Annotated in this window: 17 protein-coding genes; 4 read left to right on the top strand and 13 right to left on the bottom strand. The window is 61.3% G+C overall.

Features of this window, described 5'->3' with window-relative positions:
• Positions 1 to 39: 39 nt before the first annotated feature.
• Together AB4O08_RS06580 and rimO are read right to left on the bottom strand one after the other, a co-directional pair.
• Entirely contained in the window at positions 40 to 510 is a 471-nt protein-coding gene (locus tag AB4O08_RS06580) for a GNAT family N-acetyltransferase (RefSeq protein WP_021492456.1), read from the bottom strand.
• Positions 511 to 607: 97 nt separating this feature from the next.
• Positions 608 to 1948, bottom strand: coding sequence for a 30S ribosomal protein S12 methylthiotransferase RimO (rimO, locus tag AB4O08_RS06575; RefSeq protein ID WP_005785474.1), 1341 nt, complete (start codon positions 1946 to 1948; stop codon positions 608 to 610).
• Positions 1949 to 2236: 288 nt separating this feature from the next.
• On the opposite strand from rimO, the gene AB4O08_RS06570 reads away from it, so the two are divergent.
• A complete protein-coding gene (locus tag AB4O08_RS06570) occupies positions 2237 to 4138 on the top strand; it encodes a potassium transporter Kup (RefSeq protein WP_460114763.1) in 1902 nt (633 codons plus the stop codon).
• A gap of 127 nt (positions 4139 to 4265) precedes the next feature.
• On the top strand, positions 4266 to 5372 hold the full coding sequence (locus AB4O08_RS06565) for an NADH:flavin oxidoreductase/NADH oxidase (protein ID WP_460114762.1): 1107 nt from the start codon (positions 4266 to 4268) through the stop codon (positions 5370 to 5372).
• A gap of 47 nt (positions 5373 to 5419) precedes the next feature.
• On the opposite strand, the gene AB4O08_RS06560 is transcribed toward AB4O08_RS06565, so the two are convergent.
• Together AB4O08_RS06560 and AB4O08_RS06555 are read right to left on the bottom strand one after the other, a co-directional pair.
• Positions 5420 to 6589 (bottom strand): DUF418 domain-containing protein, encoded by a 1170-nt coding sequence (locus tag AB4O08_RS06560; protein WP_047541328.1) that lies wholly within the window; start codon positions 6587 to 6589, stop codon positions 5420 to 5422.
• A gap of 2 nt (positions 6590 to 6591) precedes the next feature.
• The gene (locus AB4O08_RS06555) at positions 6592 to 7188 is read right to left on the bottom strand and encodes a TetR/AcrR family transcriptional regulator (RefSeq protein ID WP_021492454.1); all 597 of its coding nucleotides are present in this window, start codon (positions 7186 to 7188) and stop codon (positions 6592 to 6594) included.
• A gap of 255 nt (positions 7189 to 7443) precedes the next feature.
• Between AB4O08_RS06555 and AB4O08_RS06550 the strand changes: the two genes are divergently transcribed.
• A complete protein-coding gene (locus AB4O08_RS06550) occupies positions 7444 to 7629 on the top strand; it encodes a hypothetical protein (protein WP_010212665.1) in 186 nt (61 codons plus the stop codon).
• Between the two features lie 100 nt (positions 7630 to 7729).
• On the opposite strand, the gene AB4O08_RS06545 is transcribed toward AB4O08_RS06550, so the two are convergent.
• The 9 genes from AB4O08_RS06545 to AB4O08_RS06505 form a co-directional block, all read right to left on the bottom strand.
• On the bottom strand, positions 7730 to 9355 hold the full coding sequence (locus AB4O08_RS06545) for a glucan biosynthesis protein D (RefSeq protein ID WP_010212664.1): 1626 nt from the start codon (positions 9353 to 9355) through the stop codon (positions 7730 to 7732).
• Positions 9356 to 9700: 345 nt separating this feature from the next.
• Entirely contained in the window at positions 9701 to 11563 is a 1863-nt protein-coding gene (locus AB4O08_RS06540; protein WP_010212662.1) for a flavin monoamine oxidase family protein, read from the bottom strand.
• A 63-nt stretch (positions 11564 to 11626) separates the two neighbouring features.
• Positions 11627 to 13051, bottom strand: a complete 1425-nt coding sequence (locus AB4O08_RS06535; protein ID WP_198832086.1) for a gamma-aminobutyraldehyde dehydrogenase — start codon at positions 13049 to 13051, stop codon at positions 11627 to 11629.
• Positions 13052 to 13228: 177 nt separating this feature from the next.
• A complete protein-coding gene (locus AB4O08_RS06530; protein ID WP_021492451.1) occupies positions 13229 to 14038 on the bottom strand; it encodes an ABC transporter permease in 810 nt (269 codons plus the stop codon).
• Entirely contained in the window at positions 14028 to 14957 is a 930-nt protein-coding gene (locus AB4O08_RS06525) for an ABC transporter permease (RefSeq protein WP_460114761.1), read from the bottom strand. Before AB4O08_RS06525 ends, AB4O08_RS06530 begins: the two co-directional genes overlap by 11 nt.
• Position 14958: 1 nt before the next feature.
• Positions 14959 to 15993 carry an ABC transporter ATP-binding protein gene (locus AB4O08_RS06520; RefSeq protein WP_010212654.1) on the bottom strand — a complete coding sequence of 345 codons (1035 nt, stop codon included), beginning with the start codon at positions 15991 to 15993 and terminating at the stop codon, positions 14959 to 14961.
• Between the two features lie 200 nt (positions 15994 to 16193).
• The gene (ydcS, locus tag AB4O08_RS06515; protein WP_047541333.1) at positions 16194 to 17345 is read right to left on the bottom strand and encodes a putative ABC transporter substrate-binding protein YdcS; all 1152 of its coding nucleotides are present in this window, start codon (positions 17343 to 17345) and stop codon (positions 16194 to 16196) included.
• Positions 17346 to 17416: 71 nt separating this feature from the next.
• Positions 17417 to 18874 (bottom strand): gamma-aminobutyraldehyde dehydrogenase, encoded by a 1458-nt coding sequence (locus AB4O08_RS06510; RefSeq protein ID WP_010212652.1) that lies wholly within the window; start codon positions 18872 to 18874, stop codon positions 17417 to 17419.
• Positions 18875 to 19007: 133 nt separating this feature from the next.
• A complete protein-coding gene (locus AB4O08_RS06505; protein WP_460114760.1) occupies positions 19008 to 19919 on the bottom strand; it encodes a LysR family transcriptional regulator in 912 nt (303 codons plus the stop codon).
• A gap of 168 nt (positions 19920 to 20087) precedes the next feature.
• Between AB4O08_RS06505 and AB4O08_RS06500 the strand changes: the two genes are divergently transcribed.
• Positions 20088 to 20798 carry a tellurite resistance TerB family protein gene (locus AB4O08_RS06500; protein WP_010212650.1) on the top strand — a complete coding sequence of 237 codons (711 nt, stop codon included), beginning with the start codon at positions 20088 to 20090 and terminating at the stop codon, positions 20796 to 20798.
• Positions 20799 to 20942 lie beyond the last annotated feature (144 nt).

Below are 20942 nucleotides of genomic sequence, written 5' to 3'. Positions count from 1 at the left end.
TGGGCGCTGGCTTGCCTGCGATGGCATCGCCTCGGTTCGTCAGCCACTGCGCAGGTGTTGCTGCTGGCGCAAACGCATATGCAGCAACGGATAGGGCTGGCCCAGGCCGTCATGTTCCGTGCGCCCGATCACCTCGAACCCCTGTTTGAGGTAGAAGCCCAAGGCCTGGGGATTCTGCTCGTTCACTTCCAGCTCGTCGGCATTCATATGCTCGATCGCATAGCGCAGCAATTGCCGGCCAAGGCCCTGGCCACGGTGCTGCGGGTCGATAAACAGCATCTCGACCTTGCCTGCGGCGACGCCGGCAAACCCGGTGATGCGTTGGTGCGAGTCTTTGGTGCAAATCAGCATCACCGTGTCCAGGTAGTGAGTCAGCACGAGGTTCCTCAGTAGCTCGATGTAGCTGTCCGGCAGGAAATCATGGGTAGCCCGCACCGAGGACTCCCAGATTTCAGTCAGTTTTTGATAATCGCTGGATTTAGGTGTGTGGATAACCGAATGCCGACGCATGCTCGCTGCCCCTGCCGATGATTGGCGATGGGCAAACGATAGACCTAAAAAAGCCCCACATCTTGATCAGATGCAGGGCTTTTTACAGTGTTACCGATCAGTCGCGCTTTTCAGCCCACAGGTCGTATTCGTCGGCATCGGTCACGGTGCACCAGACCTTGTCGCCCGGCTTCAGGCCGCTGGCGTCGTCGATAAACACGTTACCGTCGATTTCCGGTGCATCGAAGAAGCAACGACCAACCGCGCCTTGTTCATCGACTTCGTCGATCAGGACTTCGATTTCCTTGCCGATGCGCAGTTGCAGGCGCGCCGAGCTGATGGCCTGCTGGTGCGCCATGAAACGCTCCCAACGGTCCTGCTTGACGTCGTCCGGCACCACGGCCAGGTCCAGCAGGTTGGCCGGGGCACCTTCAACCGGCGAATACTGGAAGCAGCCGACGCGGTCCAGTTGGGCTTCGGTCAGCCAGTCCAGCAGGTACTGGAAGTCTTCCTCGGTTTCGCCGGGGAAGCCGACGATGAACGTCGAGCGGATGATCAGTTCCGGGCAGATCTCGCGCCAGTTCTTGATGCGCGCCAGGGTCTTGTCTTCGAAAGCCGGGCGTTTCATGGCCTTGAGCACTTTCGGGCTGGCGTGCTGGAACGGAATGTCCAGGTACGGCAGGATCTTGCCGGCGGCCATCAGCGGGATCAGCTCGTCCACATGCGGGTACGGGTAGACATAGTGCAGGCGCACCCACACACCCAGGCTGCTGAGGGCTTCGCACAGTTCGGTCATGCGGGTTTTTACCGGCGCGCCGTTCCAGAAACCGGTGCGGTATTTCACGTCGACGCCGTAGGCGCTGGTGTCCTGGGAGATCACCAACAGCTCTTTGACGCCGGATTTGACCAGGCGCTGGGCCTCGTCCAGTACGTCGCCGACCGGGCGGCTGACCAGCTTGCCGCGCATCGATGGAATGATGCAAAAGCTGCAGCTGTGGTTGCAGCCTTCGGAAATCTTCAGGTATGCGTAATGGCGTGGTGTCAGCTTGATGCCCTGCGGCGGCACCAGGTCGATCAGCGGGTTGTGGTCCTGGCGCGGTGGCACCACGTCGTGCACCGCGTTGACTACCTGCTCGTACTGCTGCGGGCCGGTCACCGCCAGCACGCTCGGGTGCACGTTGCGGATATTGCCTTCTTCCACGCCCATGCAGCCGGTCACGATGACCTTGCCGTTTTCCTTGATCGCTTCGCCGATCACTTCCAGGGATTCCGCCTTGGCCGAATCGATAAAGCCGCAGGTGTTGACCACCACCACGTCGGCGTCCTGGTAAGTGGACACAACGTCATAGCCTTCCATACGCAGTTGCGTGAGGATGCGCTCGGAGTCGACCAGAGCCTTCGGGCAACCCAGGGAAACAAAGCCAACCTTGGGGTTGGCCTTTGCGATGGTGGTGGACATGTCTAACCTCGGTATTGAATGACGCCGCCAGTCGGGCACGACAGGGCTGCGGACGGGCGCTTGGTGCGCCTCTGATCAAAAAGTGCGCAATTCTAGCGACGGGCAACGCACTTGACCAGCTTTATGCAGGGAAATGCGACGAGTGCTGCGCTATGCTTCGCGCCGTTGCGCGTAGGTAAAGTCCTAAGGTCAACAAAACGTCTGTTACGAGAAGTAAAACAGCGCATGCTAGGGTCAGCTTAGACGCGTTGTAATAAAAGACCGCAGGTCAAAGGGCAGGAGTTGTTGATGGGTCACGCGAGTAATCAGGCAGCAGGTGCCGAGCATTCAAACGCCAAGCCGATTGGTATGCTGGTGGCAGCGGTTGGGGTGGTTTATGGCGATATCGGGACCAGCCCGCTCTACACCCTTAAAGAGGTGTTCAACGGCGGTTATGGGGTTCAGGTCAATCATGACGGCGTGCTGGGGATCCTGGCGCTGATCTTCTGGTCGCTGATCTGGGTGGTGTCGATCAAATACATGCTGTTCGTGCTGCGCGCCGATAACCAGGGCGAGGGCGGCATCATGGCGCTCACCGCACTGGCACGACGGGCGGCGGGGGAGCGCAAGAAGTTGCGCAGTTTCCTGGTGGTGTGTGGCCTGTGCGGCGCGGCGCTGTTCTACGGCGACAGCATGATCACCCCGGCGATTTCCGTCTTGTCCGCTGTTGAGGGCTTGGAGCTGGCCTTCGACGGCCTGGAAAAATGGGTAGTGCCGATCGCCCTGGTGGTTCTGGTCGCGCTGTTCCTGATCCAGAAACATGGCACCGACCATATCGGCAAGCTGTTCGGTCCGGTGATGGTGACCTGGTTCCTGGTGCTGGGTGGTTTGGGTGTGTATGGCATCACCCTGCACCCTGAAGTGCTCAGTGCCATGAACCCGATCTGGGCGGTGCGCTTCTTCGAGGCTCATCCTGGGATTGGCGTGGCCATCCTCGGCGCGGTGGTGCTGGCACTGACCGGCGCCGAAGCCCTCTACGCCGACATGGGCCACTTTGGCCGCAAACCCATCGCTCGCGCCTGGTTCATGCTGGTGTTGCCGGCGTTGGTGCTCAATTATTTCGGCCAGGGCGCCATGCTGCTCGGTGATCCGGAAGCCGCGCGCAACCCGTTCTACTTGCTGGCGCCTAGCTGGGCGCTGATCCCGCTGGTGGTGTTGTCCACCCTGGCCACGGTGATTGCGTCCCAGGCGGTGATTTCCGGTGCGTTCTCGTTGACGCGCCAGGCGATCCAGCTGGGCTACATCCCGCGCATGCATATCCAGCACACTTCCAGCGCCGAACAGGGCCAGATCTACATCGGCGCGGTGAACTGGTCGCTGATGGTCGGTGTGATCCTGCTGGTACTGGGCTTCGAATCGTCCAACGCATTGGCATCGGCCTACGGCGTGGCGGTGACCGGCACCATGCTGATGACCACCATTCTGGTGTCGGCAGTGATGCTGCTGCTGTGGAAGTGGCCTCCGATTCTGGCCGTGCCGGTCCTGGTCTGCTGCCTGTTGGTGGACGGCCTGTACTTCGCTGCCAACGTGCCGAAGATCATCCAGGGCGGCGCCTTTCCGGTGCTGGCGGGGATCGTGCTGTTTGTGCTGATGACAACCTGGAAACGCGGCAAGCAATTGCTGGTGGACCGCCTCGACGAGGGCGGCCTGCCGTTGCCGATCTTTATCGGCAGTATCCGCGTGCAGCCGCCCCATCGCGTGCAGGGCACCGCCGTGTTCCTCACCGCGCGCCCGGACGCCGTGCCCCACGCGCTGTTGCACAACCTGCTGCACAATCAGGTGCTGCATGAGCTAGTGGTGCTGCTGACGGTGGTCTACGAGGATATTCCCCGCGTGCCGGCCGCACGGCGGTTCGAGGTGGACGCCTACGGCGAAGGCTTTTTCCGCGTGATCCTGCACTTTGGTTTTACCGACGAGCCGGACGTGCCCGAAGCGCTGAAGTTGTGTCACCTCGATGACCTGGACTTCAGCCCGATGCGCACCACCTACTTCCTCAGCCGCGAAACGGTGATCGCCTCGCGGATCAAGGGCATGGCCCGCTGGCGTGAGGGGTTGTTCGCCTTCATGTTGAAGAACGCCAACGGCAACCTGCGCTTCTTCAAACTCCCGGTAAACCGGGTGATCGAACTGGGTACCCAGGTCGAAATGTAAGCTGTTGCTGCACGGGGGCCGGCAATCGGCTCCCGCTTTCCTTTCTGAACCCTGTGCAATCCAGCGTTGTCGACTAGGCTCTAAGCACCGTTTGAATAGTGCCCACAGAACCCAGAAGAGGTGCGCCATGAGTCAGCTGCTCGAACCCTACACGCTCCGTCAATTGACCCTACTAAACCGCATCGCGGTCTCGCCGATGTGCCAATACTCGGCGCAAGATGGCCTGGCCAATGATTGGCACCTGGTGCACCTTGGCAGCCGTGCCGTCGGTGGTGCCGGGCTGATTTTCACCGAAGCCACCGCCGTAACTGCCGATGGCCGCATTACCGCCCAGGACCTTGGGTTGTGGAATGACGCACAGATCGAACCGCTGCAACGCATCACGCGTTTCATCGCTGCCCAAGGCGCGGTGGCCGGTATTCAACTGGCCCACGCCGGGCGCAAGGCCAGCACTCATCGGCCTTGGATCGGCAAGCATGGCAGCGTCAAAGTGGAAGAGGGCGGCTGGACACCGGTGGGGCCATCACCCATTGCCTTCGACCCCCAGCACACCCCACCCAAGCAGTTGGACGAAGGCCAGATCCAGCAAGTGATCGCCGACTTCGTCGCCGCCGCCAAGCGCGCGTTGACCGCAGGCTTCGAAGTGGTGGAAATCCACGCGGCTCATGGTTATCTGCTGCATCAATTTCTCTCACCCATCAGCAACCAGCGCCAGGACCAGTACGGCGGCTCGTTCGAAAACCGCATCCGCCTGGTGCTGCAAGTGACCCAGGCTGTGCGTGATGTCTGGCCCCAAGAGCTGCCGCTGTTTGTGCGGGTCTCGGCGACCGACTGGGTGGAAGACGGCTGGAACCCCGATGAAACCGTGGAGCTGGCGCGTCGCCTGAAGGACTTGGGGGTGGACCTGATCGACGTCTCGTCCGGTGGCACCGCCGCCAATGCCGAGATTCCCACCGGCCCCGGCTACCAGACCCGCTTCGCCGAGCGCGTGCGCAAAGAGTCGGGCGTGGCCACCGGCACCGTTGGCATGATCACCGAGCCAGCCCAGGCCGAGCACATCCTGCGCACCTGTCAGGCGGATATCATCTTCCTGGCCCGCGAGCTGTTGCGTGACCCGTACTGGCCGTTGCATGCCGATGATGACCTGGGCGGGCGCAAGGCCATCTGGCCGGCGCAATATCAGCGAGCGACGCACCGGGATCAGCCGATTCATGAGTCGGACCTGCGCGATTGACCTTCTGGGCTCTGCCATAACCCACCGCTGACCACGGTGGGTTTTTTCTAGGCCGTGCGCCGCCAGTTCGGCCAGGCCCACAGCGTCGCCGCGCGTAGCAGCCACTCCATCGGCCCATAAGGGTGGGTACGCAGCCAGCGTGCACTCAGCCACAGTTGCAGGGCAAAGATCCCAAGTGCCACAGGCAACATCAGCAGCGGGGCGAGCGTGTTGATCAGGCCTGCGCCATAGCCGCTGAACAGCAACCCCAGCAGTACCGATTGCAGCAGGTAGTTGCTCAGGGCCATCTTGCCCACCGGGGCCAGCCAGTGGCACAGCCAAGGCCCGGCGGCAGAGCTGAACAGTGCGAGCATCAGCAGGGCATAGGCGGCGCTCAATAACGGTGCCGTGAGTTGCCCCACGCCAAAGGCAAAGGTTTCCAGGCCGCCACCGGGGGCATAGGCGGCGCTCAAGGCATAGATCATTGCGCCCAACAGGCCTGCGGGCAGTGTGATGAGCAGCAAGCGGCTTAGGCGCGGCTGCCAGGCGTACGGGGCTACCAACAGCTGGCGTCGTCCGGCGGCATAACCGAAGAAGAACATCGCCAGGGCGCTAGGCCCTTGCAACAACCATAACGCCTGCACGGTGCTCCACAGATGGCCACTGTGAAAACGCAGGGTATCCACTGCACTGCCAGTAAACGCCACGAGTTTGTCTGCGGCGTCGGGGCTTGAGACCCCGGTCAGGTTGCCTTCCAATGCTTGCAGCACACCCAGCAGCATCCACGCCGAACAGGCGGTCACCACCAGGCAAATGCCCCAACGGTACGCCTTGGCCGGAGACAGGTTGCGAGCCGCCAATAGCACCAGGCCGAGCAAGGCATAGGTGGAAAGAATCTCCCCGTAATACAGTGCAGCGCCGTGGGCCAGCCCCAGGGCCAGCAGGGCCAATTGCCGGCGCACCATTCGCGGTGCGAAAGCAGCATTGGCACGTTCGGCGGCGGCCATCTGTAAGGTAAAGCTGTAGCCGAACAGAAAGGAAAACAGCAGGTAGAACTTGGTTTCGAACAGCAGCGAAATGACAAACCGGACCACGTGGTCGACGGTGCCGGCATAGTCGGGGTTGGTGAGGGTTGATGCGTAATAAGGGTCGGCGAACGCGCAGATATTCACGGCCAGAATGCCAAACAGGGCAAAGCCGCGTAACGCATCGACGTGCACCAAGCGTGTCGGGGTCATCTTCAGCGCCCTTGCAGCAGGTGCACCACCAGGCCGCGCAGCACTTGCGTCTGTTGGTCCGGGTGGAAGTCCGCATCGGCTGCGACGCGGGCGAACATGCCATCGATCAGGGTGGCCAGCCAACTGGCGGCTTCAGGCGCAGAGAGTGATGTGTGAAGTTGCCCGGCGCGGTCGGCGGCCTTGATCAACGCTTCCAGGCCTTCGCGCAAATAGCGGTCGTTGGCCTTCATCAGGTGTGCCACCGCTTCATCGCGGTGGCCCAAAGCGGAAATCTCCAAGGCCAGGCCGGCGTAGTGGCGGTCGCAGGCCAAATGGCAGGTGTGGTCGACAAACGCCAGCAAAGTCGCCATCGGGTCTTCGGCGTCGGCCAGAGGTGCCATGCCCTGCCGAATCTGCTCACCTTCGCGCGCCACCAACGCCAGCAGCACTTCATGCTTGCTGGCGAAGTAATGGAACAGGTTACCGGCGCTCATTCCGGCGGCGGTGCAGATGTCGGCTGTGCGGGTAGCGACAAACCCGGCTTCGGCGAAACACCGGGATGCGGCATCAAGCAGCGCCATGCGCTTGGTTTCGCGTTGTTGCGGATCGACGGTGCGCATAGTGGGTTCATTAATTAATTGAGTGGTCACTCAATTAAATGGTGCGTAGGAAAATACTGCAAGCTTTTTGCTCAAAACCCATTATTTAAGTTTTTACTCTAAAAAATCCCACGCTTGGCAAGATCGTTTCTACGCTTAGAGTAAGTCTGATTTCTGGCCCAGGAAGTCAGTCGGTTTGTTCATTGAGGCATTGCGCTTCATGGGCGGCGGTTATGGGCAAAGGGAGTATTTGATGGATATCAGGAGAAGCAGTCCATGGCCAAGTCCTATGGTGTAGCGGGGGTGGTGGCGTCGTTTCTGGCCCGCAGTGTGTCTTTACGGGGCCGAAGGCTGAGTTCGGATGAGGTGGAACTGCTGACGCAGTATCGCGCCCTGACCGAGAGCGATCAGGTGGCGATGCGCTATTTGATGGGGGCGATGAAGAGTGTGTCGCGGTTTTGAGCACCTGTAGGCGCTGGCTTGCCAGCGATGCAGGCACCGCGATGCGTCAGTCGCACCGCAGTGATGCCATCGCCGGCAAGCCAACGTCTACAAGGGACGATCAGGTGTACTTACGCTGGTCCGGTGCCGGCGGGAAGTACTGATACAACCAGGTTTCACTCAAGGTGCGGTCCTGGGTGCGGATAAACAAGCGCAGTTCCACCGGCTCCACGCTGTCGCTGGTCGGGTACCAGTCAAACAGAATGCGGTAGCCCTTGATGTTATCCAGCACCAGCACGCTGAAATCCTTGACCTGACCGTGGGAGCACGTCACCACCGGCTCGATCCCGGTGCCCGGTGGCAGGCGATCCAGGCCGCCGCCCTTGAAGTCCACGGCAAAACGGCGCGCCCACACCGGTGGGTAGTGTTCACCTGGTGCCCAACCTTCAGTAAAGCCTCCCATCCCCGAACGAGTAGCGTCGACTTGCGCCAACGGTGTGCTTACCGGCGGCAGCGCGCTCCAGTACAGCTTGTAGCCGTAGTTGAGCGAGTCGCCGGCCGCCACGGGTTTTTTCGGGGTCCAGAAGGCCACGATGTTGTCGAGGGTTTCGCCGGTTGTAGGAATTTCCAACAGGTCGATGGAGCCTTCGCCCCACGCAGTGGTCGGTTCGACCCACAGGCTTGGGCGCTTGCTGTACCAGTCCACAGTGTCCTGGTAGCTGGCGAACTCATGGTCGGTCTGCACCAGGCCGAAGCCTTTCGGGTCTTTGTCGGCGAACGCGTTGAATTGCAACTTGGCCGGGTTGTTCAGCGGGCGGCAGATCCACTCGCCGTTGCCGCGCCACATCGCCAGGCGGTCCGAATCGTGGATCTGCGGGTGGATGGTGTCGCACATACGGCGTTCGTGAGTACCGCAGCTGAACATGCTGGTCATTGGTGCGATACCCAGTTGTTCAATGGTGGTACGCGCATTGATGTGCGCGTCGATCGCCATCACCACCTGGTTGGCCTGGCAGTCGATATCGAAGCGGTAGGCGCCGGTAGCGCTCGGCGAATCGAGCAGGGCATAGACCACGAAGCGTGTGGCGTTCTTGTCCGGGGTTTCAAACCAGAACTGCGTGAAGTCGGGAAACTCCTCGCGTTTTTTTGCGTAGGTGTCGATGGCCAGGCCACGGGCCGAAAGGCCGTACTGCCCGGTACTGTCCACCGCGCGGAAGTAGCTGGCGCCGAGAAACGACAGCACGTCATGACGGTCCAGCTCCGGCGCCTTGAACAGCTTGAAGCCGGAAAAGCCCAGGTCGCCAGTCAGTTGCTGGGTGTCGACGGTGGTCTTTTCATAGTTGAACAGCGACGGCCGGAAATGTACCTCTCGCGCTTCGCGGGTCTTGGGGTCAACACTGTGCATGCGCACCGGGGTCTTGAAGCCCATGCCGACGTGGAAGAACTGCACATCCAATTGGCCGTTCAATTCCTTCCACAGCGAATGGTTACCGTCGTAGCCGATGGCGTTGAAATTCTGTGGCGTCATGGTCGCCAGTGTCGGCGGCAGTACCTGTTTGGTGTCCTTGTAAGCGGTCCCGGCGAGTTGTTTGGCCTGGGCCTTGAGCGATTCGAAGTCGAACGCCACGGCCTTGCCATCGGCAGCACGGTTCCCCGCCCAGGCCTGGGCGGCGAGCAGGCCGCTGGCCGACAAACCGGTGTAAGCCGCAATGGCCATGGACGCTTTGAGCAAATTCCTGCGGTGCATAGAGACAACCTGTCGTGAGCAAATCCCGCGCCGTTCCTGGCACGTGCTGGATCAGAAATTACGGTTCGGACATGCCTTCGACCAAACGCAACGGACATTAAACAGACGCTGGATAGCTTAAGCGGTTCGATGACGTAGGAAAATTGATTGATGGCGGGGTGATGGCGTTGCAAGTGAAACAAGGTGTTGCAGGGGGGGCGAGCGAACACACTCCTCAGGAAAGAAGACGACCCCATGTAGGAGCGGGCTTGCCTGCGATGGCATCAGCTCGGTCAGACTGGAGGCCGAGTCGACCGCATCGCAGGCAAGCCCGCTCCCCCATTAGGTTCAGGCGTCAGGTCACGTTCAGGCCACTTCGCCCGCTGCCCTGTACGCCTCATCAATCGCCGCATGGGCATACGCACTCCACGCCGCATCCGAGTTAGCGATACTCACATGCCCCACCGGCTTTTTCGCCAGCTTCATCAACGCTTCGCTTTCATCGGCATCATCGAACAAGCTGTTGGAGAAGGTCGCATAACCGTGTGACCAGCGGTTGACAGTGATCGCCAGGATGTCGGTCTCATGGTTGAACCCACCCGGCCCGAGCATACGTTGCAACTGATCACGCAACTGCGCTTCCAACTGCTCGAACGTCTGCCCATACAGTTTGCCCCGCCCGGCACGGGCCTGGTCGCGGGCGTTCATGCCGCTGTTGGGGCTGGTGGGCACGTAGACCATGTGCAAGCCGATCGGCTGTGTCGGGTCGCGCGGGTGGTCGTAGCCTCCCATGCTCACCGGGTAGTCCAACTTGATGCGGCTGTAAGGCTGGGTCGCCGCGTAGATCTCATGCACGCCCAGTGTCTGGAACGACTGCCAATTACGGATCACCACCTTGGTGTACACCAGCGGGTATTTTACGTTCTGGCTCAGGGCATGGGCCTGCGGCGCCGGCAGATCCTTCAACAGGTACGGGATCATCATGTTGTAGCAGGCCAGGATGCAGCGTTTGCCGCGCACCTGTGCGAGTTGTCCGCCACGGCTGTAGCCGATATGCACGCCGTTGTCGACGTTACGCACGCTGACCGCCGTGCTGTTCAAGCGCAATCGCACGGCTGCCTTGGGCTGGTCGAGCTTGGCGTAGTCGAACGTCGCCAGCACGATATCGTCCATGGTATGCCCTGGCGCCACCCCCGGGATCAGGCTGCGCACCAGCAAGCGCGCCACCGAGGCATTCCCATCGGGGAAGTGGTAGATGTAGGGCTCTTCCATTTCCGCTGCCGCTTCTTCGCTGATGGGCGCCAGGTTCATCCCGGCAAAGCCTGGGAAACCCACGCTGTAGGCGTCAGCCGAAGCGACGGCATCAATGCTCAACGCCATGAAGTCATTGGTGCGGCTCTGGAAATACTTCACCGCGCCTTCCGATAATCCTACGTTCTTGAGCAGAAAATCGCGGTAGCTGGTTGCTGCCAAGTAGTCGGCCTTTTCTTCGGCAGTCTTGCCCGGCAGGTAATCCTTGGGCGCCATGTGCAGCTCGATCAGGGCCTGGCGGTCTGCCGCTGGCAATGGGAAGTCATTGATGAAATCGCGGATGGCGCGGGCATTCAGCTGGCCTGGTGCAACATCGTCAGCCACCATCGGGGTCGGGTCGCCGGTCACCAGTTTGTCTTCGCCGAAGTTTTCCTTGTCGAAGAACACCCCGCGCGACAGTCCCAGGCCTGGGTAGAACTGGCGATCGAAGGCGGTTTCAAAGCGCTTTATATTCACCCCGAGCGTTTTCAACAGCCCGTTCACTTCCTTGCTGTACAGGTGGTTGGGCGACTGGAAAGCCTCGCTCCCGCCGTAGCCGATGATCATGCGGCCACCGGCCTGGAATTCGTTGCGCTTGGCGTGGCCGCCGAAGTCGTCGTGGTTTTCCAAGATCAGGATCTTCGCCTTGGGGTGTTTTTCGCGGTAGAACCACGCCGCCGACAAACCACTCAAGCCACCACCGACCACCACCAGGTCGTAATCCTCGGTGATCGGCAGTTTGTCGGTGTCGAACACCTTCTTTTCCCAGCCCATCTGGTGCGCCACTTCGAACGAGCCGGCATGGCTGCCGCGCAGGCCGGTGAGGGCAGGTGGGTAGTAACGGCCATCGGGGGCGGCTTGCAGGATTTGCAGCGGGGTCATGCCAGCGGCAATCGTGATGGCGACGCCGTTGAGGAAGTCGCGGCGGGTGATATCCATGGGAGATCCTGAAAATTATTGTTATAGGTTCCCGGCATCCAGAACGGATGCCGGGTTAAATCGTCAGTGCTTGAACATCACATGGCGCACGCTGGTGTAGTCCTCCAACCCATACATGGACATGTCCTTGCCATACCCGGACAGTTTCTGACCGCCGTGGGGCATTTCGCTGACGAGCATGAAGTGGGTATTCACCCACGTGCAGCCGTACTGCAGGCGTGCGGCCAAGCGGTGGGCGCGTCCTACATCGGCGGTCCACACGGACGACGCCAGGCCGTAGTCCGAATCGTTGGCCCAACCGAGCACCTGCGCTTCATCAGTGAACCGAGTCACCGATACCACCGGCCCGAACACTTCGCGGCGCACGATCTCATCGTCCTGCTGCGCGTCGGCCAGCACGGTCGGTTCAAAGAAGAAGCCATTGCCTTCCACCGCCTTGCCGCCGGTGACCAGGCGAATGTGCGACTGCGCCACGGCGCGTTCGACGAAACCTGCGACACGGTCGCGATGCTGCGCGGTAATCAATGGGCCCAGCTCGGTGGCCGGGTCATCCTGCAAGCCGTACTTGATGCTGGCGACCGCCGCGCCGAGTTTCTCGACAAACTGCTCGTAGATCTCCGCTTGCGCGTAAATCCGACAGGCTGCGGTGCAATCCTGACCGGCGTTATAGAAGCCGAAGGTGCGGATGCCTTCCACGGCGGCGTCGATGTCTGCGTCGTTGAAGATGATCACTGGCGCCTTGCCACCCAGCTCCATGTGCATGCGCTTCACGCTGTCGGCGGTGCTGGAGATGATGTTTGCGCCGGTGGCGATGGAGCCGGTCAGCGACACCATGCGCACTTTCGGGTGGTTCACCAGCGGGCTGCCGACGGTTGGCCCGCGGCCGAACACCAGGTTGAGCACACCGGCCGGGAAGAGGTCAGCGGCCAGTTCGACCATGCGCAGGGCCGTCAGCGGGGTTTGTTCCGACGGCTTGAGCACCACGGTATTGCCGGCGGCGAGGGCCGGGGCGATTTTCCAGGCAACCATCATCAGTGGGTAGTTCCACGGTGCGATGGACGCAATCACGCCCACCGGGTCGCGGCGGATCATCGAGGTGTGGCCGGGCAGGTATTCACCGCCTGCCGAACCGCTCATGCAACGGCTGGCGCCGGCAAAGAAACGGAATACATCGGCAATCGCCGGGATCTCATCATTCAAGGCGGCGCTGTAGGGCTTGCCGCAGTTGTCCGATTCCAGCTGGGCCAGCTCTTCGCCATGGGCTTCGATCACGTCCGCCAGTTTCAGCAGCAACAGCGAGCGGTCTTTGGGTGCGGTTTGCGACCAGCTTTCGAACGCCGCATCGGCTGCGCGCACGGCGGCGTCGACCTGGGCTTCGCTGGCTTCGTTGATTTCCGCCAGCACGCGGCCGAGCGCCGGGTTGAATACAGCCTGGGCCGGGCCTTCGCCTTCTACCAGTTGGCCGTTGATCAGCAGTTTGGTTTGCATGGTTCAGCTCTCCTAAAACGAGTGTTTACCCCTGAGCAAATGCGGTTCAAATGTGGGCGCTGGCTTGCCCGCGATAGCGGTGGATCAGCCAGCCGATTCATCAACTGACAGCCTGCGATCGCAGGCAAGCCAGCTCCCACACTGAACCGTGTTTCTTCAGTGGCAGGGTCTTGTCAGTTATTTACCGCCACTCCCCGCCACGCTTTCACCGCCGCGGGTCAGGTAATAGGCACCGAGAATCGGGAACATCGTCACCAGCATCACCAGCATGGCGACCACGTTGGTCACCGGCACATCCCGTGGGCGGCTGAGCTGGTTGAGCAGCCACAAGGGCAAGGTGCGTTCGTGGCCGGCGGTGAAGGTGGTGACGATGATTTCGTCGAACGACAGCGCAAAGGCGAGCATGCCGCCGGCCAGCAGTGCCGAGCCCAGGTTGGGCATGATGATGTAGCGGAAGGTCTGCCAGCCGTCGGCACCCAGGTCCATCGACGCTTCGATCAGGCTGTGGGAGGTGCGGCGCAAACGTGCGATGACGTTGTTGTAGACGATCACTACGCAGAAGGTCGCGTGGCCGACGATGATGGTGAACATCCCCGGCTCGATGCCCAGCGTCTTGAAAGTCGCCAGCAACGCGATACCGGTGATGATCCCCGGCAGCGCAATCGGCAGGATCAACATCAGCGACACACCTTGCTTGCCGAAGAACTCGCGGCGATACAGCGCAGCCGAGGCCAGGGTGCCGAGCACCATGGCAATCAGGGTAGCGATGGCCGCAATCTGCAACGACAGCTTGATGGCTTCCAGCACGTCCGGCCGGGCGAACGCCACGCTGAACCACTTCAGGGTGAAGCCCTGGGGCGGAAAGCTGAACGCGGCTTCTTCGGTGTTGAAGGCGTAGAGAAAGATGATCAGGATCGGGAAGTGCAGAAATACCAACCCGCCCCAGGCTGCAATCTTCAGACTCATACTTGATTTTTCAGAGTGCATCGAAGGCCCCCAGGCGTTTGACGATGGACAGGTAAACCGCGATCAGCACGATCGGTACCAGAGTGAACGCCGCCGCCATGGGCATGTTGCCGATGGCGCCTTGCTGGGCGTAGACCATGCCGCCGACGAAGTAGCCGGGCGGGCCCACCAGTTGCGGCACGATGAAGTCGCCCAGCGTCAGCGAGAAGGTAAAGATGGAGCCGGCGGCAATCCCCGGAATCGACAGTGGCAGGATCACCTGCATGAAGGTCTGACGCGGCTTGGCGCCAAGATCCGCCGAGGCTTGCAGCAACGACGGCGGCAGTCGTTCCAGGGACGCCTGGATCGGCAGGATCATGAACGGCAGCCAGATGTAAACGAACACCATGAAGCGCCCCAGGTGCGAGGTGCTCAAGGTGCTGCCGCCCACGCCGGGAATGCCCAGCACGAACTGCAACACCGGCTCCAGGCCCAGGTGCTGCACGAACCACTGCGCCACGCCGCCCTTGGCCAGCAGCAAGGTCCAGGCATAGGCCTTGACGATGTAGCTGGCCCACATCGGCATCATCACCGCGATGTAGAAAAACGCCTTGGTCTTGCCCGTGGTGTAGCGCGCCATGTAGTAGGCAATCGGGAAAGCAACGATGGCGCTGGCGATCGACACCGCGATCGCCATGCTCAGGGTGCGCACGATGATGTCGAAGTTCGACGGCTGGAACAGCGCGGCGAAGTTGGCCAGGGTCAGGTCCGGCGTGACCGCCATGGTGAAGTCGTCAAACGTATAGAAGCCTTGCCACAGCAGGGTCAGCAGCGAACCCAGGTAGATCGCGCCGAACCAGATCAGCGGCGGCACCAGCAGCATCGCCAGGTAGAGGTTGGGCTTGCGGTACAGCAGGTTGGAAAACCTGCGCATCGGCGGTTGGGAAAGGGCCAGGGTCATGTCACACCTCGCCTGCGATATCGGTCAGCGGCACCATGGCTTCACGGGCCCAGCGCGCGGTGAGGGTCTGGCCGACCTGGTGGCCGGCAGTGGTGTCCAGCCACTGGTTGTTGGCGCGGCTGATATTCAGGGCCTGGCCGTTTTCCAGCTTCAATTCATAGCGGGTGGCGCTGCCCTGGTACTGGATATCGTGGAGCAAACCGCTGATTTCCACTTCGCCGGTGCCCAGCGGGCCTTCGGCAAACCGCACATGTTCCGGGCGGATCGAGAAGGGTTGCGCGGTGCCGCCGAGGCGCTGGGCCAGCTCGCCACGAATCACGTTGGAGGTGCCGACGAACTCGGCGACGAACGACGTGGCCGGTTTCATATAGAGGTTGCGCGGCGTGTCGACCTGTTCGATGCGGCCTTTGTTGAACACCGCTACGCGGTCGGACATCGACAACGCTTCGGTCTGGTCGTGGGTCACGAAGATAAAGGTGATGCCCAGTTGGCGTTGCAGCTTCTTCAACTCACTTTGCATCTGCTCGCGCAGCTTGAGGTCGAGGGCTCCCAGGGGTTCATCGAGCAGCAACACCCGTGGGCGGTTGACCAGAGCGCGAGCCAGGGCGACACGTTGGCGTTGGCCGCCGGAGAGCTGTACCGGCTTGCGGTCGCCATAGCCGCCGAGGGCGACCATTCCCAGGGCTTCTTCGGCACGGTTCATACGCTCGGTCTTGCCCACGCCCTTGACCTTGAGGCCGTAGGCCACGTTGTCGCGCACATTCATATGGGGGAACAGCGCGTAATCCTGGAATACAGTGTTGACGTCACGCTGATACGGCGGCAACCCCGCGGCTTCCTCGCCATGGATGCGGATCGAGCCCGCGCTCGGCTGCTCGAACCCGGCTATCAGGCGCAGGCAGGTGGTCTTGCCCGAGCCGGAAGGGCCGAGCATGGAAAAGAACTCGCCGTCCTGGATATCGATGGAAACCCGGTCAACGGCTTTCACTTCGCCGAACTGACGGGAAACGTGAGTGAATTGGACTGCAAGCGTCATGGTGCGGTGCTCCAAAAAGGCGCGGGTCGTCGCAGCGGCCGGCCTGGACTTCTGAAAAAACGGGATAGCGGTGTACGCGGTCAAAATGTGGGAGCGGGCTTGCTCGCGAATGTGGTGTTTCAGCCAACACATCTGTAACTGACCCACCGCTTTCGCGAGCAAGCCCGCTCCCACCTTTTGTCCTGCGTTGTCAGGAAGGCTTAGCGGCCGCCCATGATCGCGATGTAATCCTGGGTCCAGCGGCTGTACGGCACGAACTTGCCGCCTTCAGCCTGCGGGGTTTTCCAGAAGGCGATCTTTTCGAACTGGTCGAAACCGTTGGTCTTGCAACCCTCGGCGCCGAGCAACTCGCTTTCCTTGCACGCCGCGGGCACCGCCGGCAGCGAACCAAACCAGGCGGCAACGTCGCCCTGGACTTTCGGCTGCAGCGACCAGTCCATCCACTTGTAGGCGCAGTTCGGGTGCTTGGCCTCGGTGTGCAACATGGTGGTGTCGGCCCAGCCAGTGGCGCCTTCCTTAGGAATGGTCGAGGCAATCGGCTGCTTCTCGTTCTGCAGGCCGTTGACCTGATACGGCCAGGCGCTGGAGGCCACCACACCTTCGTTCTTGAAGTCACTCATTTGCACGGTGGTGTCGTGCCAGTAGCGGTGGATCAGCGGTTGCTGGGCGCGCAGCAGTTCGAGCACGGCCTTGTACTGGGTTTCGGTCAGTTCGTAGGGGTTCTGGATGCCCAGTTCCGGCTTGGTCGACTTGAGGTACAGCGCCGCATCGGCGATGTAGATCGGGCCGTCATACGCTTGCACGCGGCCTTTGTTCGGCTTGCCGTCCGGCAGGTTCTGCGCGTCGAAAATGACATTCCAGCTGGTGGGCGCGGTCTTGAACACGTTGGTGTTGTACATCAACACGTTCGGGCCCCACTGGTACGGGGTGCCATAGGTTTGTTGGCCGACCACGTACCACGGCGCATCTTTCAGGCGTGGGTCGATGTTCTTCCAATTGGGAATCAGCGCGGTGTTGATCGGCTGCACGCGCTTGCCGACGATCAACCGCAGTGACGCATCGCCCGACGCGGTCACCAGGTCATACCCGCCCTTGGCCATCAGGCTGACCATTTCGTCAGAGGTGGCGGCGGTTTTCACATTGACCTTGCAGCCGGTTTCCTTCTCGAAACCGGTGACCCAGTCGTAGGCCTTGTCACTTTCGCCACGTTCGATATAGCCGGGCCAGGCGACGATATCCAGCTGGCCTTCACCGGCGCCCACCGCTTTGAGCGGTTCGGCGGCCTGGAGGCTGGCGCTGGCCAGCAGCGCGGTGGTCAGGGCACTGAGCAGTGCAGTCTTGTGCGCAGACATGGGGGTTCCCTCTTCTTTAATTATGGTCGGGGCAGTGTTTGAAGCCGGTAACGCAAAGCTTAATTGTTGTTTTAAAGATGCTGGCCGTGGCGCGCCATGATGTGGCGCACCACGCTGTAGTCCTGCAGCGAATCGCTGGACAGATCTTTCCCATACCCCGAGCGCTTCAAGCCGCCGTGGGGCATTTCGCTGACCAGCATGAAATGGCTGTTGATCCAGGTGCAGCCGTATTGCAGGCGCGCCGCCACCTGCATGGCCTTATCAAGGTTCTGGGTCCATACCGAGGACGCCAGGCCGTATTCGGAATCGTTGGCCCAGTCCACCGCCTGTTCCAGCTCATCGAAGCGCGTCACCGTGACCACCGGGCCGAACACTTCGCGCTGCACGATTTCGTCGTTCTGTTTACAGCCGGCGAGCAGGGTGGGCTGGTAATAGAAGCCCGCGCCGGAATGCACGGCGGCACCGGTGATGCGTTCGATATGCGGTTGGCCGAGGGCACGCTCGACAAAACTGGCGACCCGGTCGCGCTGGCGCGTGCTGATCAGCGGGCCGAGTTCATTGTCGGCATCACGTTTACCGGCAAAACGCAGGCTGCTGACCGCTGCGCCCAGCTCGGCGACCAGTTTGTCGTGGATACCGGCCTGGGCGTAGATGCGGCACGCGGCAGTGCAGTCCTGACCGGCGTTGTAATAGCCGTAGGCGCGTACCCCGTCGACCACGGCGTGCAGGTCGGCGTCGTTGCATACGATCACTGGGGCCTTGCCGCCCAGTTCCAGGTGCGTGCGTTTTAGGGTTTTTGAGGCGGCTTGCAGAATCTTCTGCCCGGTGACGATATCGCCGGTCAACGAAACCATGCGCACTTTGGGATGGCTGACCAAGTGACTGCCGACGCCTTCGCCGCCGCCACACAGAATGTTGATCACGCCGCGTGGCAACAGTTCTTTCAGGACCGGAGCCAGGGCCAGGATCGACAGCGGCGTGTGTTCCGATGGTTTGAACACCAACGTATTACCGGCGGCCAAGGCTGGGGCGATTTTCCACGCAGCCATCATCAGCGGGTAGTTCCACGGCGCAATGGATGCCACCACGCCAATCGGGTCGCGACGCACCATGCTGGTGTAGCCCGGCAGGTATTCACCGCTCAGTTGTCCGGTCTGGCAGCGCACGGCGCCGGCGAAGAAACGGAACACGTCGACGGTGGCGCTCAAGTCATCCTGGCGGGCCAGGTGCAACGGCTTGCCGCAGTTCAGGGACTCCAGGCGGGCCAGGTAGTCGGCTTGTTTTTCGATGGCGTCGGCAATGCCGAGCAGGATGTTCGAGCGCTGCTGCGGCGTGGTACGCGACCAACCGGCAAAGGCGCGGTGGGCGGCGAGGATCGCGGTTTCCACCTGCTCGGCGCTGGCTTCGGCGATTTGGGTAAGCACTTCACCGGTGGCCGGGTTGAGGATCGGCTCGGCAAAACCCTGGCCATGAACCAGTTCGCCGTCGATCAGCAACGCAGTGAGTAGCGGGGTGGGCGCGCCGGGCATTTTTCGCGATCTCTTTTCTTGTGTGGCCATGGGCGTTCTCTTACAAGGCGCCTGACCTTCTCTTATGGGATGAACAGAGACTAGAGGTCAGGCGCGAGGTCAACAAATACTAAATACTGAATGCAGCATTCGATTAAATAGATGGCTTGCGTGGGTGCGGCTGTTCGCGGGCGACGGTTAGGAACGGGTCTACCAGCGTCGGACGCGCGGTGCCACGGCGCCACGCCAGGCCGACATCGAGGGTCTGGCTGAGGTCGGCAAGCGGCCGCGCTTCAATGATGTCGCCCTCAAGCGACCAGGGCCGGTAGGTCATGTCCGGCTGGATCGATACGCCCAGGCCGGCGGCCACCAGGCTGCGAACGGCCTCGGTAGAGGCGGTGCGCAAGGTCACGCGGGGTTGCAGGCCCGCACTCGTCCACATGCGCTGGGCGTTGTGGCCCATTTCGTCGACGTTCAACTGAATCAGCGGCTCACGCGCCACATCGGCCAGGTTGATACTGTCGTGTTCCAGCAATGGATGTTGCGCCGGTAGCCACAAACGGTGGGGCGAATGGGTAAGGACTTCGGTCTGCAGGGCGTGGCGGTCTTCCAGGTTGGAGAGAATCAGCACGCCCACGTCGATTTCGCCGCTGACCAGCAAATGCTCGATATACGGGCGTTCATCCTCCATCACGCGGATTTCCACATTAGGATAGGCGCGCTGGAAGCGGGTCAGCAGGTCCGCGAGGTAATAGCCCGCCACCAGGCTGGTCACGCCGATGGTCAACTGTCCGGCGACTTGATCGGTGCTCTGTTGCAGGCTGCGCTTGGCGTTGTCGACGGTGGCCAGAATGAGGTGTGCCTGGCGCAGGAATTGATGGCCCTGGTGGGTCAGGGTCATGCCCTTGGCGTGACGGTTGAACAGGTTGACGCCGATTTCCTGCTCCAATTGCTGGATCGCCAGGGTCAGGGTGGACTGGGAAATAAACGCGGTCTGCGCGGCGGCAGAGATCGAGCCGGTCTCGGCCACTGCAATAAAGTGCCGGATTTGACGCAAGGTCATCATGCTGGAATTACCAGTGAGCTATTTTTATAGATGTGTTCGAGTGTATATCGATTTAAGCGAAGGGCGGCTGCGTTACATCTGGAAGCACTCTAGATCGGGGCTTTTTGGCACTTAGTTTTACGCTGGGAGCCTATTGGTCTTATGAACCCTAGTGTCTGGAGGCTACGAATGAATACCCGTGGATTGCTCGATCAGTTGCTCAAGTCCGGCCAGGACATGTTGCAAAACAAGGCTGGCGGCCAGCGTAAACAGGACGACAAAGGTGCGTTGGGCGGTTTGCTTGGCGGTGGTGGCCTGGGCAGCCTGCTCGGTGGTGCGGGCGGCGGCGCCCTGGCGGCCGGCGCGATGGGTCTGCTGCTGGGCAACAAGAAAGCCCGCAAGTTCGGCGGCAAGGCCCTGACCTACGGCGGCTTGGCGGCATTGGGCGTTATCGCCTACAAAGCCTACGGCAACTGGCAGGCCAGCCAGGCCAATGCGCCCCAAGGCGAACCGCAGACCATCGACCGCTTGCCACCGGCGCAGGTCGAGCAACACAGCCAGGGCATCCTCAAGGCGCTGGTCGCCGCCGCCAAGGCCGACGGCCATGTGGATGAGCGCGAGCGCGAACTGATCGAGGGCGAATTCACCAAGCTGGATAACGACCGCGAGTTGCACAGCTGGCTGCATGCCGAACTGAACAAGCCCCTGGACCCCGCCGACGTGGCGCGGGCCGCCGGCACGCCGGAAATGGCGGCCGAGATGTACATCGCCAGCGTGATGCTGGTGGACGAGGAAAACTTCATGGAGAAGGCCTACCTCGACGAGCTGGCACGCCAACTGAAACTGGAGCCAGGCTTGAAGCTGGAGCTGGAAAAACAGGTACGCCAAGCCACCCTCTGAGGCTGCCGCCTGACCACCAACACCCCGGTTGCCAGCATGGCCCGGGGTGTTTTTGCATTCTGTGAGCGCTACATCAAAACCCGTTGATAAATGAGGGCTTGCGCTCAGCTATACTCCCCCCATTTGAATGGCCCTTCGAGGAAT

The organism is Pseudomonas sp. H3_E07 (assembly GCF_054668895.1).
The sequence above is the reverse complement of the archived record's forward strand: the minus strand, read 5'-3'. Positions and strand labels throughout refer to the sequence as shown.

What these genes read in the sequence shown, in the direction of transcription:
- AB4O08_RS06580 (WP_021492456.1), bottom strand. Translation starts at nt 510, where the DNA reads ATGCGTCGGCATTCGGTTATCCACACACCTAAATCCAGCGATTATCAA.
- rimO (WP_005785474.1), bottom strand. Translation starts at nt 1,948, where the DNA reads ATGTCCACCACCATCGCAAAGGCCAACCCCAAGGTTGGCTTTGTTTCC.
- AB4O08_RS06570 (WP_460114763.1), top strand. Translation starts at nt 2,237, where the DNA reads ATGGGTCACGCGAGTAATCAGGCAGCAGGTGCCGAGCATTCAAACGCC.
- AB4O08_RS06565 (WP_460114762.1), top strand. Translation starts at nt 4,266, where the DNA reads ATGAGTCAGCTGCTCGAACCCTACACGCTCCGTCAATTGACCCTACTA.
- AB4O08_RS06560 (WP_047541328.1), bottom strand. Translation starts at nt 6,589, where the DNA reads ATGACCCCGACACGCTTGGTGCACGTCGATGCGTTACGCGGCTTTGCC.
- AB4O08_RS06555 (WP_021492454.1), bottom strand. Translation starts at nt 7,188, where the DNA reads ATGCGCACCGTCGATCCGCAACAACGCGAAACCAAGCGCATGGCGCTG.
- AB4O08_RS06550 (WP_010212665.1), top strand. Translation starts at nt 7,444, where the DNA reads ATGGCCAAGTCCTATGGTGTAGCGGGGGTGGTGGCGTCGTTTCTGGCC.
- AB4O08_RS06545 (WP_010212664.1), bottom strand. Translation starts at nt 9,355, where the DNA reads ATGCACCGCAGGAATTTGCTCAAAGCGTCCATGGCCATTGCGGCTTAC.
- AB4O08_RS06540 (WP_010212662.1), bottom strand. Translation starts at nt 11,563, where the DNA reads ATGGATATCACCCGCCGCGACTTCCTCAACGGCGTCGCCATCACGATT.
- AB4O08_RS06535 (WP_198832086.1), bottom strand. Translation starts at nt 13,051, where the DNA reads ATGCAAACCAAACTGCTGATCAACGGCCAACTGGTAGAAGGCGAAGGC.
- AB4O08_RS06530 (WP_021492451.1), bottom strand. Translation starts at nt 14,038, where the DNA reads ATGCACTCTGAAAAATCAAGTATGAGTCTGAAGATTGCAGCCTGGGGC.
- AB4O08_RS06525 (WP_460114761.1), bottom strand. Translation starts at nt 14,957, where the DNA reads ATGACCCTGGCCCTTTCCCAACCGCCGATGCGCAGGTTTTCCAACCTG.
- AB4O08_RS06520 (WP_010212654.1), bottom strand. Translation starts at nt 15,993, where the DNA reads ATGACGCTTGCAGTCCAATTCACTCACGTTTCCCGTCAGTTCGGCGAA.
- ydcS (WP_047541333.1), bottom strand. Translation starts at nt 17,345, where the DNA reads ATGTCTGCGCACAAGACTGCACTGCTCAGTGCCCTGACCACCGCGCTG.
- AB4O08_RS06510 (WP_010212652.1), bottom strand. Translation starts at nt 18,874, where the DNA reads ATGCCCGGCGCGCCCACCCCGCTACTCACTGCGTTGCTGATCGACGGC.
- AB4O08_RS06505 (WP_460114760.1), bottom strand. Translation starts at nt 19,919, where the DNA reads ATGATGACCTTGCGTCAAATCCGGCACTTTATTGCAGTGGCCGAGACC.
- AB4O08_RS06500 (WP_010212650.1), top strand. Translation starts at nt 20,088, where the DNA reads ATGAATACCCGTGGATTGCTCGATCAGTTGCTCAAGTCCGGCCAGGAC.